The following is a 12,487-nucleotide window of genomic DNA, read 5'->3' as shown; positions in this document are numbered from 1 at the left end:
GGTTTCGTTGCACGTTTGTTCACCTCGCAGCTCACAAGCTAAGTTTCCTTTAGAACTTTTAGCTCCTGCAGGAAGTCCCGCTGCTTTTTATGCGGCTCTATATGCAGGAGCTGATGCTATATATTGCGCACTTGGTTGCGATTTTAACGCGCGCCGTAGTGCGGATAATTTTTCGGATGAAGATTTTCAGCAGGCGTGTAAAGACGCGCATATTTTAGGCGTGCATGTGTACGTGCCTATTAACATCGAAATGCGAACCGAGGAGATTCCGCGCGTATTAGCTTTGGTTGAACGTGCCTGGACACTTGGTGCCGATGCTTTTATTATTCAGGACTGGGGCGTTTTGTTTGAAGTCCGCAGGCGCTTTCCGCATATCGAGTGTCATATTTCTACTCAGTCAAACATACATGATTGCCGTGGTATTGCATTTTGTCGCGCGTGTGGTGCCCAACGCGTTACGCTTTCGCGCGAGCTTAGTTTGCCCGAATTGGCCAAACTCTCAAAAGAGGGCGTTGATTTGGAATGTTTTGGGCACGGTGCCTTATGTTTTTGTTATTCGGGTTTGTGTATGCTCAGCTCACTTAACGGCGATCGTTCTGCAAACCGTGGGCTTTGTGCTCAGCCGTGTAGATTACATTATCGTATGTACGACGACGAAGGTCATGTGTACACAATCAAGAAAAACGATCATCTTCTTTGTCCCAAAGATTATTGCGTCCAAGATAAATTACAGGATATGGCTCAAGCAGGAGTTTTCTCCCTTAAAATTGAGGGGAGAATGAAAAGTCCTGCGTATGTTTATGCCGTTGTTCGTGCGTATCGTCTGCGCATGCAAGCACTTTTGGAACACAGAGATCTAAGCCCCGAAGAAGAACAAACCATTCACAACTTGCTGCAACGAAGTTTTAACCGCGGTTTTACTCATGCGTATTTGGATGGAACTTCGGGAAATGAAATGATGAGCTTTGATCGCTCAAATAATCGAGGTCAGTTGGTTGGAAGCGTTGTTTCATCTCGCGATTTAGGCGTTTTTAAGCGTCCTCGTCCCGATAAACCAGGCCGTTTTCGTTATAAGCCAACGGCAGAAATTACGGTGTTATTGTCTTGTGAAGTTCGTAAAGACGATTTATTAGAATTGCGTGAAGACGGTCACAGCGACTTTTTAACCTCGCGTGTTACTCATGATGCACAAGCTGGCGATACAATTATCTGTCAAACCGCGCGTCCTCTTCCGCAGGGCTGTCCTGTTCGTATGATACGTTCTCAGGAATTGATGGATATAGCCGATAAAGCTGCTCGTCATGTACTTGTGCGTCGTGTGCCTGTTGTGTTTTCTATATATGCACACCTGAACGAAAAATTTATCATCACCGCTCAAACCGCAGATGGTCGCGCTGCGGCCACGCTTGCAGGCGATCCGCCGCAGGTGGCAAAAACACGTCCGCTTACTAAAGAAGATATTATTGCGCATGTAGGACGTGTGGGAACTTCTCCTTTTGAGGTAGAATCCTTTTCTATTGATATGGACGAAGGACTTGGCATGGCGTTCTCAACGCTTCATCATCTGCGCCAACAGGTACTTGAGGATCTTCAACATACTTTATTGGAGCCCACGTCACAACGTGCGCGCACTGAGGCGCTTCGTTGTATGCGCAAGGGGTTACCGTTTGCTCAAAAACCCACTATGGACACAGTTGCAACTGAGCTAGCGTATGGACGTCAGAAAAATTTGCTCTTGGGTATGCGTGATAGCCGCGTCCATGAGCAATTGTCTTCGCAGCTCTTTTATGGAGCGGCTATCTGTGCGCTGGTGCCTTCGGTAGAAGCTGCATTTACCGCAATTAAAGCTGGTGCAACCAGGCTTTATGCAACTGTTGATACGCTTTTGTACGCAAAACATCATCATCAAGCATGGCCTGCTCACCACGTTCCCATTCCTTTGTTAGACGAGGTTTGTCGCGAACGCGATCACGTGCGCAACGATTTGTTTGTACAGCGCGATAAGTCTTGTGCGGTGGGAAATATGTCCGAGCTTTTGCTTGCTCATCAAAGCGGTGCAATAAGCGAAATTAGACCCTGTGTGCCGGTTTTTAACACCTCAACTATTGAGGCACTTGCGCGATACGGTGCAAGTACCATATGGTTTTCGCCTGAATTAAGCTTGCGCGAGCTTATTGGGTTAAGTAATGCCTCACCTTTGTGTACAGGTATGCTTGTATTAGGAAGGCCTCGTACGATGACAACTGAACACTGCATTTTGCAAGCGGCAAACCAGTGTATTCATAATTGTCTTAAGTGCAGGCTGCGCCAAAGGCGCATGTGGCTTGAGTCTGAACGTGGCGATAAACATGCCTTTACCGTTGATTTAGAAGGAAGAAGTAGGCTGTATTCGGCGCATCCGCTTGACGCAACGCCCCATATTCCAGCACTTATGGAAGCAGGCATGAATATGTTTATGGTGGATTGCACGCTTTTGTCAACTGAACAAATTGTACAATACATCCATCATGTACAACATGCCGTTCTTGCTGGGTATAATCATAAACAGCCAAAGCCGCGCATGGTTGGTTTTTCGGCAGGCAGACTTTTTGACGAAGTAGGATAGAAGAAGTAGGGTAGACAAAGATATAACAATACGTATGTACCATGTGACAGAGCTTGGGTTTTGTAGATGTGCGCTATCGGTACGTGCGTGTTGAAACCTTATTAAAGTACACAAGTTCAAAATAGGTGATAGGGGTACGGTCGTGGAAGAAACATACGATTCACAATTTTCGTCGTATACGGAAGGCTTTAATAGCGATGATTTCAAAGATTTAGAGCAATCTTCAGATAACGAGTATAACGTAGCTGCGGATGCTGCTGCGCGCACTCGTGCACTTGCGGCAGATGAAGCCGCTGCACGCGCATGTGATGCCGACGTTAAAGATGATGCTTCTGAGCACACTACAGATACCCAAGCTGCCGCGGATACCCAAGCGGCTACCGCAGGTTCATCTCCTGATATTTCGCCTGAGGCGCAGCATGAGCTTGATAATTTTCAAGCGCATGAAACGTCCAGCGAAAAGCCGGCTCATGTTCCTATTAATCGCGAAATCCTTGAAGCAACGCTTGATGTCATTCGAGAAAGTCTGCAGGCTGATGGTGGTGATATTGTGCTCGTTAACGTGTCAGATGATGGCGTAGTAACGCTTGATATGGTTGGCGCGTGCGCAGGGTGTCCGATGTCTGCTTACGACATGAGCGAAGGTGTAGAGCGTATTTTAAAAGAGCATGTTCCTGGTGTTGTTAAAGTTGAACCTTCGATGATGTGGTAGATGCTATGTGGCTGAATGATTTTTACCAAACGCTTAATCCCATTGCTTTGCAAATAGGCCCTTTTATTATCAGATGGTACGCGCTTGCCTATATTGCAGGTTTTATTTCTGCTGGTATTGTGATGTATAAAACGTCGCAAGCGTGGAAGATTCCTTTGGGTATTGATCGCGTAATGGGGCTGGTAAACGCAAGCATCATCGGCGTTATTGTGGGTGCTCGTTTAGTGTACGTGCTGTTTTATGGCTTTTCATATTACAGCGAACATCCGCTTGAGGTGTTTTTTCTCAATCAAGGCGGCATGAGTTTTCACGGTGGACTTGTGGGCGCGCTTATTGCTGGATATATTATGTGCCGCTTTGTATATAACATTTCATTTGTAACCGTGTGCGATTTGGCTGTTATTGGTACCTGCCTGGGTCTCTTTTTTGGCCGTTGCGCTAACTTCATTAACGGTGAATTATGGGGAAAGGCTTGCGATCTTCCCTGGGGAGTTATGTTTGCTCATACTGGCGGCGGATTTGTGTATCGTCATCCTTCACAGTTGTACGAGGCTGTGCTTGAAGGCTTGGTTATCTTTACCGTGCTGTTTACGCTGGCACACTCAAAGAAGCGCAGGTATGAAGGGGAGTTTATCGGTATTTTTCTGGTGATGTATGGCGCATTTCGCTTTTTGATCGAGTTTGTGCGCCTGCCCGATGCGCAGCTTGGATACCTATGCGGAACTGATTGGCTTACGATGGGACAATGTCTTTCGCTGCCACTTATCGTGCTGGGTGCGTTTGTTCTTTTTTGGGCGTTTACGCGCAAAATTGAGCATCATTTGGCGTAATAGACATACTAAGCAGGCTAGAGTGCTTTTTTCCTAGTCCAATTTATACATGCTTGATGTTATGAGTTCGCGTCCGCGCGCATATAAAACAATAAACTCCGTACCCGACAAAGCGGATACGGAGTTTTTTAGTGTGCTAATTTATTTCTCGTGTGCGTTATTGGTTGTGTGCTCCCTAACTTGCAATGCTATAACAACGCTATAAGGGCGTATTCACGCACTTCGCAAGCCAGTCTTCATCGGTCATTGGATGAGATATTTTTCCATCCTCTCTTCCAAGTGAAGTAATGCCTTTGACCTCGTCTTCGGTGAGCTTAAAATCAAAGACACTTAAATTCTCGGGCAGGCGCTCCTCGTGCACGGTTTTAGGAATCACTGCAACGCCGCGATCAATTTGCCAACGCAGCACCACTTGTACCGGAGTTTTGTGATACTTTTGAGCGCAACTTTGAACGATATCGCTTTGCATAACTTCGGCTTTTGCGCGCGCAATTGGACAATATGCAACCGGCTGAATATTGTGCGCATGCAGGTAGGTTATCAGCTTTTCTTCGGGCCATAACGGATGAATTTCAATTTGGTCACAACTTGGCATAATGCGCGCATGCTGCATAAAATCGTCGAGCATTGCTTCATTAAAATTGCTTACGCTAATGCTTTTGATGATGCCCTGATCGTGGTAGTCTTCCAGCACGCGCCACGTTTCCAAAGCTTTTTTACCCCACCAATGCAGATACATCATATCAAGGTAATCTACCTGCAGATCCTTAAGAGATCGATCAATGGAGCGCTTTGCAAGCTCTTCGCCGTAATAGTTAGGCCATATTTTAGTTGCAACAAAAAGATCCTCACGCCTTACATCGGTATGAGCAATTGCTTGACCCACTTCTGCTTCGTTTTGGTACATCCATGCCGTATCAAGCGCGCGATAACCAAGGTCGAGTGCTTTAAGCATAAGATCAATGGTGTTGTGCGCTTTATACGTACCTAAACCAAGCATGGGCATGGTGTATCCGCTTGCTAGTTTTACAGTTTGTACAGCTGCTGTTTTGTACGTATCAGTTTGCATTAAAACATCTTCTTTCTAAATTACGCATAATCGACGGACGAGTTTTGTGCTGGAATACGCACGCTTTGTGTTGGGACGCAGTTGTTCCGACAGTGTTGACGTGTCATAGCACGCGCTTCCGACGACGTTGACGTAAAAATTTACTCTTTTGTATTATAACGTAGGATTTAATATACACTTCTATCTTGGCAAGATAATCTCTATGATGCTCAACTTTCTTTTAGGCTCATTCTAGATCATTGGCAGTTTATATTCAATATATACTGTATATTAAATCCTACTTTATAAGACATGATAATTCTCTATATACTCCGATATACACAGACCGTATAGGAGAATTTATGTCTCAAAAGAATAAAAAATCCAATGCTGTTCTACCTGTTATTTTAAGTGTTGGTATGTGCGCAACCACGGTAGGTCTTGCAACAGCTGTTTCTACGCCAGCGTATGCTCAAAGTACTACAGTTACTACCTCATCATCTGCTACGGGATCAAATCAGGCACCCGATGCTCAGCTTCCGCCTGTGCGCACAAGCTTAACCAAAGAAGAAGCTGAGCAGATGGAGGGCTGCGAGGCCTTTTTTGATCAAGACAAGCAAGAGTTTGTTATTCGCCCTAAGAACGGGGCGAGTGAGGGCGTTATTTCCTATTCGCTTGAGAATAAAAAAGGCGACTTTACGGCAATAAATCATGTACTCGACTTTAAGGACGAAGCTCATGACTACGCCCCAGTGCGCTTCGATAAGCGTGTGTATATTTACGATTCTACGAATCCAGGTGTTTCAAACGATACATTGTTCTTTCAAACATCCGTCAAAACCATTAATATTACGGATAATCTGAATATTAAGTTTGCCAAAAATTTAGCAGCGTTCTTTATGCAAAATTATCGTAAGGCTGCCGATCACCTGAACTATATTAAGGGCATAGAGAACTGGGATACATCTAAAGTAGAGAGCATGGAAAAGATGTTTAACTTGGCAAGTCAGCTTGAAGGCAAGCTTGATCTTTCCAAGTGGGATGTATCTGGTGCAGATAAGCTTAATTTGATGTTCTCGGGCGTCGGCAACGAAAACGACAGTTTTGTGCTCGATTTTAGCAATAAAAAGTTTAAGAATACTGCAGATGTTACCAACATGTTCAATTCTTTCCGCGGTGTGCTTGTAGCTAATAATTGGACGCTTGTGGATCCGAATGGAGCGGTTAATCCAATTCAAAACTTGATGAATAGCACAAGTTCAATTCTCACACATTGGGATGCTTCTGCAAAGAAATACACCGGTCCAAGCTGGCATTTGCTGATCACCGACAACCCGACGATTCTTGAAAAGAATAAGACTGCAAAGTACAAGTTCTACAAAAAAGTCAAAGTTATTTATAAGGATAAGGATACCGAAAAGTCAGTAGAGCTTGAGTTGCCAGCTGTTTACGATTCGCGCATCGACGATGCCGGCAAGCCTGATGTAAACAAAGCTGCTTCCAACGACCCCATGAAAGTTGTTAGGCCGCAGATTGATGATGCTATTAAACAGGCTGTAAAGGACTTGCGCGATCAAAATCCTACGCTTAACTTGCCTGAGAATGTAATTCCTGTACCGGTTCACGATCTTAAAAACGCTAAGTCACCGATTGAACTTTTCCAGGATTACTACCTGGGGCTTGTAAAAGAGGAAACAATAAAAGCTAAGACAACATACACAGCTGATCCAAACTTGGAATACAAGACAGTCGAATATGACACCCAACCTCAAGACGGTAAAAAGCAAACCATCACTGGTGCAATGAAAGACGGCACTTGGGATCCAGATGCCACTTCTTATAAAGAAATAACGAAAGTCGTCAACGGCAAAGCACGCGTTGGTAATAAGCAGGTTACGACTGAAGATATTCAGCCTGGTACAACGTATGAGGCCGACAGCTCGCTTACTTACAAGCAGGAGCAGCCGACAGAAGGCACCAAGGGCACGAAAACCACGACGACCATCTATGAAGTCAATTCTGATACCGGACTTACAGATAAAGTAGAAGGCGAGCCGAAAGTTGAGACCAAAGCCGCTAAGGACAAAGTCATCAAAGTCGGTAACGTTAAAAAGGAAAAGAAGGACGTTGCGTTTAAGACTCGCTATGTTGCGGATGGTACGCTTACTTACAAAGCGCAAAAAGATAAGACTACTGGTCAGAACGGATCTAAAACTGTTACTACCACGTATAAAGTGAATAAAACTTCCGGTCTTACCGCAGACGTTGAAAGCACAAAGGAAGAAACGACAACCAATCCTACTGATCATGTGATTGGCGTTGGTAATAAGGAAGTAAAGACTGAAGATATTCAGCCTGGTACCGTCTATGAGGCTGATAGCACACTTGATTATAACCAGCAGCAAACAACAGAAGGCACCAAGGGCACGAAGACCACGACAACTATTTACAAGGTTGATGAGAATGATGGTCTTACAAGCAATATTGACGGTACACCGACTGTAGATACTGTCAAGGCCAAGGACAAAATCATTAAAGTCGGCAACGTGGAGAAAAAGACAAGCGACATTGCTTTCAAGAAAACCTATGTGGGAAATCCAGATCTTACTTACCAAAAACAGGAAACTAAAACCGCTGGTAAAAACGGTAAAGAAGAAGTCACGTTGACTTACAAGGTAGATGCTGCGACCGGCTTAACGACGGAAGTTGAAGCGAAAAAGGGTTCGTGCACCAAACCTGTTAATGAGGTTATACAAGTTGGCAACAAAGAAGTTATTCAAAACAACGACGGCTCAACCACAACTAAGATTTACAAAGTTAATCCGGACGACGGCACTTTAAGTGATCCGACGGTGGTAACCTCGCGCCCGTGGACCGATATTGCAGGCGGAGCATCAGTTACGGAAGTTTTAAAAGCGAAAATGACTTATACGGCCGATGACTCATTGCCCTACGGCCAAACTCAGAAAGTAAGTGATCCAAAAGACGGAGAGAAGACCACTACTCCAACAGGTAGGGTGGAAAACGGCAAGTGGGTCGAAGGCGAGCCGAAAGTTGAAACCAAAGCAGCTGTAAACGGTGTAACTAAGGTTGGCAATAAGAAAGTTGAGACTGAGGATATTCAACCAGCTACGGTTTATCAGGCCGACAGCAAACTTGATTACAAGAAAGAGCAGACGACTGAAGGCACCAAAGGTACAAAGACCACGACAACTATCTATGTAGTAGATGCTGACACAGGAGTGACAAAAACTATTCAGTCAACCGAAAGCAAAACAACAAAAGCCGCCACAGATAAGGTTGTTAAGGTCGGAAACGTTGATACCAAGACAACTGAGATTAAGTTTAAGACGATTGAAAAAAATGACGCTTCCTTAAAGAAGGGCGAGAGAAAAGTTCAAACACAAGGTAAAAATGGTAGTGACGTTGTTACTACCACGTATGTTGTTGATCCCGTAAAAGGCTTGACTGAGAATGTCGAATCGGTACGAGGTAAACACATTGATGCAGTTGATGAGGTAGTTTTAGTAGGAACGAAGGAAGATCTTACACCAACTCCAACGCCTGAACCGCCTACACCTGAGCCCCCAACACCTGAGCCGCAACACGACAGCTCAGCGCCTGCGGTAATGGATACGCAAGAAGCAGAAGTCTTGCCAGGCAAGATGAAGTACGAGGCAGATGATACGCTTCCTTACAACACACAAAAGAAGATTAGCGATCCTGTTGAAGGGCTTAAAGTTATTACTCATACAGGCAGCTTTGTTAACGGCGTATGGGTACCAAGCGAGAAGGTAGAAATCACCGATGCCAAGGATGGCCTAACAAAGGTAGGTAATAAACAAGTTACGCATGATGGTAATAAGACTATTACCACTACGTATACGGTTAATCCAGATACTGGCGAATTAACCAACCCACAGACTCATACATCTATGTCGTGGTCTGAACTTATACCAGCTAAGCCTGTAGCTCCAGATACGGATAATCACGAGAGTGATAACTCAGGCGACAATACCGGCACTAATGCAGGTACGAACAGCGATGCCAACGCAGGCACCAATGCCGTCACGGACGCATCAGCGTTGTCGCAACCAAAACACATGAAGCAAACGCCTAAGACGGGTGATGCGGGTTCATTTGGCTCGTTGCTTTCGTCGCTTGGTTTATCGCTTTTAGGATTTGCAACGCTACGCAAGAAAAAGCATTAAGCTTGGTGCGCTGGAGTTCATAAAAAGCGCTGCTACGCACGGTCTTTGCTTTGTAATTGTTAGGTAAGACAACCTTGGTTCTTAACTGATGCTTATTCTCAACATTGTTTGAGGACAAGACATCAAGCCAAGGTTGTCTTTTGTTTTGCCCTTGGCATGAAAGTACGATTGTCCAAAGTTTAAGAACGCCCTAAGTTACGATTGCCCAATATCGGTACGTTTCCCGTAGACAGTATTGTGTGGCACTTTTTTGGTATGTATGAGAATAGCTTTGTAAAATTGATCCAATATTTGAACCATAATTTATGAGCTTATAAGCATCGAATTGCAGGTAAACGAATAGTATCAAATGCCCTAAAATTCTGTTTAAAATTACAATAATTACGATAAAATATGTATTGACAGTGCCCCTCTGCGCTTAAGGCTTTAGCCTGCGGACCATTGAGGGGACTTTTTTATAGAAAGACTATCAATAGTTTGCCTTAAACCAGCGTTATCGATGTCTTGTTTTTAGAAGTTTGCAATCACAATACATATGGAAACGCTGTGGTGTCGTCAGAACTACAACACAGCGTTTCCTATCCCTATACGACAGAATAACTTATTTACACTTGAACTATAGCCCTTTAATTCAATGTATTGGGTTCAAGAATGGATTTTGCTAATAAATAGCCTCCATATAGAGCTGAATCATTTTGAAGTCCAGGTTTAACTATATAGTTTTTAGGGTCAGGTATATCAATATAGTCACCTTTGATTTTATTAAAATGATTTTGTATCATCTCAATAAAACCTGTTTTATTAATAAGTCCTCCCCCTAAAACAATTTTATATGGTCTTAGTATTAATGAGTACGTGTATAGTGCTTTTGCAATATATCGTGATGCATATTCAAAAGAAAGGTCATTGATATCAGTATGTTCCCCTGACAAGTTTGTTCTTTTTTGTATGGAAGGACCGCTTGCTAAACCTTCTAAGCAACTTGTGTGATAAGGACAAACAGATTCTACGTTATCATCATCTTCTCGGCTAACTTCAATGTGACCCATTTCAGGATGTGAATATCCATTTACAATTTTGCCATTTTGTATGAAAGCTCCACCGATTCCCGTGCCAATTGTTAAATACAGTAATGAGCTAGAATTTTTACCTGCGCCCATGTAGTATTCGCCAATGGCTGATAATCCCACATCGGTCACTAACCCAATTTTACATTTCAAAATTGCTTCTAAATGTTCTAGTAGATTATAATTCTTCCATTGTATCTTAGGCGTATTTTGTATGACACCGTATTGAGGATCATCTTTATTTACGCCAATAGGCCCAAATGCACCTACTCCCACAGATTTTATCGCGCTCTTAGAAAAGAACTGATCTATTGCTTCAAGATTCTTATGAGGATCTTCCGTCTTTATATTTTTTGTTGACAATAAGTTGCCATCGATATCAAAGATCGCGCATCTAATTTTTGTACCGCCAAATTCAATTGATCCAAACATTGTTACCTCATAACATAGCCTCATATGGTTTAAAAGAATCTCCCTATCTTAATGAGTATAAATAGGGGATACACATTGTGTTTGATAGGGAGATTACATAATTTATTGCTTGTGTCTGCTTAGCCTGCTTGGTTTGCTGTAGACTCTGCTATTTTATCCTTCAGATATTTCTAAGCTATCAAAGCTAAGCTCGTCTTCATTTGAAGCTTCTTCGTTTATTGAAACTTCACCTTTTTTAAGACGCTTTTTGGTGATTATAAGCAATATCGAAGTTACCAATGAACCACCAAGTAATGCAACGAATGCCATAACAGGATTAGTCATAGCAGGGATGACAAAAACACCACCGGATGGAACCGAACTACCAACATCCATGCTAAAGCTAATAGCCCCTGTAATTCCGCAACCTATGGAAGTACAAAAAACAGTTCTTACGAGGTCATTCATAGCGATAGGAATTACGCCTTCTGAAATCATGCATAGACCCATGGGGAAGGCAACTTTAATGTTTTCTACCTCAACGTCGTTGTATATTTTCTTATTTAAAAGTTTACTCCATATCAACGAGATAGTTACACCTATAGGAGGAACCATTGCTGCCAATACTTTGATAGCTTCTGGCTCTAAAATGCCTTCCAATAATAACCCGTCACAGATCAAATTAGGTACTTTACTAATTGGTCCACCGTAATCCAAACAACCCAAAAATCCAATTACAAAACCATATGTTACTTTAGATGTCCTATCCAAATTTTTAATAAAGTATGTTAATTGCGAGGTAATCCAGGCAATTGGCTGACCAATTAAGAAGAACATAATTAAACCAGCAACAATAGCAGTTAAGGTTGGTACTATTAACATTGGCATTAAAGCTTCTGCCCATTTAGGCACTTTCAAGTTATCAATTAGGAATTTTGCCATATAACCGGCAATTAAACCACCAACGATACCGCCAAGGAAGCCAGCACCTAGAAAAGATGCAATTTGGCCCATTAAGAAACCTGGTGCTATACCTGGTCTATCTGCAATTGAATAAGCAGTATAGCCTGCAATGAAAGAAGGCAATAAACCCATACCAAATACACCTAATGTTGTTAATGCACTAGGTATTGTGAGCTGGCTAAACTCTTTTACTACTTGACCGCCCGTTAAGTTACCAATTGCAATAAGCAAACCTGCAGCAACTACAAGTGGTAACATATAAGAAATTGCAGTTAAAAGATGCTTTTTTAAATCATTTAAAAAGTTATTCATTGTTTTCACCTGTTTCATCTTTTACTTTGGCATGTATGGTTTCTAACAGTTTCTTGGGTGACTTAACGCAGTAGGTTGTTGGAACTGTAACCACTTTTTTACCTTTAAATCTTTCTTTGCCCGTTATTGCAATATCAATAGCTAACAGGACTACATCAGCTTCCGCTATCATTTCATCTGAAAGTTTATTTTCGGTTCCAATTGTTCCTTGCGTCTCGATATTGATCGTATATCCAAGCTCAGCGGCAGCAGTTTTTAACTTTTCTCTTGCTATATACGTATGAGCAATACCAGATGTACATGCGCAAACACATGCTATTTTCATAAA

General features: G+C 42.9%; 8 protein-coding genes. 4 read left to right on the top strand and 4 right to left on the bottom strand.

Annotation, left to right across the window (positions count from 1 at the left end):
* The first annotated feature begins 7 nt into the window (after positions 1-7).
* The 3 genes from AC1DBT_RS04665 (at position 8) to lgt (ending at position 4,147) form a co-directional block, all read left to right on the top strand.
* Positions 8-2,605 carry a U32 family peptidase gene (locus AC1DBT_RS04665; RefSeq protein WP_480018793.1) on the top strand — a complete coding sequence of 866 codons (2,598 nt, stop codon included), beginning with the start codon at positions 8-10 and terminating at the stop codon, positions 2,603-2,605.
* 478 nt (positions 2,606-3,083) lie between these two features.
* Positions 3,084-3,317 (top strand): NifU family protein, encoded by a 234-nt coding sequence (locus AC1DBT_RS04660; protein ID WP_029575192.1) that lies wholly within the window; start codon positions 3,084-3,086, stop codon positions 3,315-3,317.
* A 5-nt stretch (positions 3,318-3,322) separates the two neighbouring features.
* Positions 3,323-4,147 (top strand): prolipoprotein diacylglyceryl transferase, encoded by an 825-nt coding sequence (gene lgt, locus AC1DBT_RS04655; protein WP_480018792.1) that lies wholly within the window; start codon positions 3,323-3,325, stop codon positions 4,145-4,147.
* Between the two features lie 199 nt (positions 4,148-4,346).
* On the opposite strand, the gene AC1DBT_RS04650 is transcribed toward lgt, so the two are convergent.
* Complete coding sequence (locus AC1DBT_RS04650; protein WP_480018791.1) at positions 4,347-5,216, bottom strand: aldo/keto reductase; 870 nt, start codon at positions 5,214-5,216, stop codon at positions 4,347-4,349.
* A gap of 341 nt (positions 5,217-5,557) precedes the next feature.
* On the opposite strand from AC1DBT_RS04650, the gene AC1DBT_RS04645 reads away from it, so the two are divergent.
* Positions 5,558-9,406 (top strand): G5 domain-containing protein, encoded by a 3,849-nt coding sequence (locus tag AC1DBT_RS04645; protein ID WP_480018790.1) that lies wholly within the window; start codon positions 5,558-5,560, stop codon positions 9,404-9,406.
* Between the two features lie 626 nt (positions 9,407-10,032).
* Here AC1DBT_RS04645 and AC1DBT_RS04640 read toward each other — a convergent pair.
* The 3 genes from AC1DBT_RS04640 to AC1DBT_RS04630 all read right to left on the bottom strand — a co-directional run bounded on the left by AC1DBT_RS04640 (position 10,033) and on the right by AC1DBT_RS04630 (position 12,484).
* Positions 10,033-10,905 (bottom strand): ROK family protein, encoded by an 873-nt coding sequence (locus AC1DBT_RS04640; RefSeq protein WP_480018789.1) that lies wholly within the window; start codon positions 10,903-10,905, stop codon positions 10,033-10,035.
* Positions 10,906-11,058: 153 nt separating this feature from the next.
* Positions 11,059-12,159 carry a PTS fructose transporter subunit IIC gene (locus AC1DBT_RS04635; protein WP_480018788.1) on the bottom strand — a complete coding sequence of 367 codons (1,101 nt, stop codon included), beginning with the start codon at positions 12,157-12,159 and terminating at the stop codon, positions 11,059-11,061.
* Positions 12,152-12,484, bottom strand: coding sequence for a PTS fructose transporter subunit IIB (locus tag AC1DBT_RS04630; RefSeq protein WP_276769158.1), 333 nt, complete (start codon positions 12,482-12,484; stop codon positions 12,152-12,154). Before AC1DBT_RS04630 ends, AC1DBT_RS04635 begins: the two co-directional genes overlap by 8 nt.
* Positions 12,485-12,487: the final 3 nt, after the last annotated feature.

The sequence above is a fragment of the Fannyhessea sp. C0108B2 genome (assembly GCF_056583915.1).
The sequence above is the reverse complement of the archived record's forward strand: the minus strand, read 5'-3'. Positions and strand labels throughout refer to the sequence as shown.

Coding starts and splice junctions, on each gene's coding strand:
- lgt (WP_480018792.1), top strand. CDS start 3,323: ATGTGGCTGAATGATTTTTACCAAACGCTTAATCCCATTGCTTTGCAA.
- AC1DBT_RS04650 (WP_480018791.1), bottom strand. CDS start 5,216: ATGCAAACTGATACGTACAAAACAGCAGCTGTACAAACTGTAAAACTA.
- AC1DBT_RS04645 (WP_480018790.1), top strand. CDS start 5,558: ATGTCTCAAAAGAATAAAAAATCCAATGCTGTTCTACCTGTTATTTTA.
- AC1DBT_RS04640 (WP_480018789.1), bottom strand. CDS start 10,905: ATGTTTGGATCAATTGAATTTGGCGGTACAAAAATTAGATGCGCGATC.
- AC1DBT_RS04635 (WP_480018788.1), bottom strand. CDS start 12,159: ATGAATAACTTTTTAAATGATTTAAAAAAGCATCTTTTAACTGCAATT.
- AC1DBT_RS04630 (WP_276769158.1), bottom strand. CDS start 12,484: ATGAAAATAGCATGTGTTTGCGCATGTACATCTGGTATTGCTCATACG.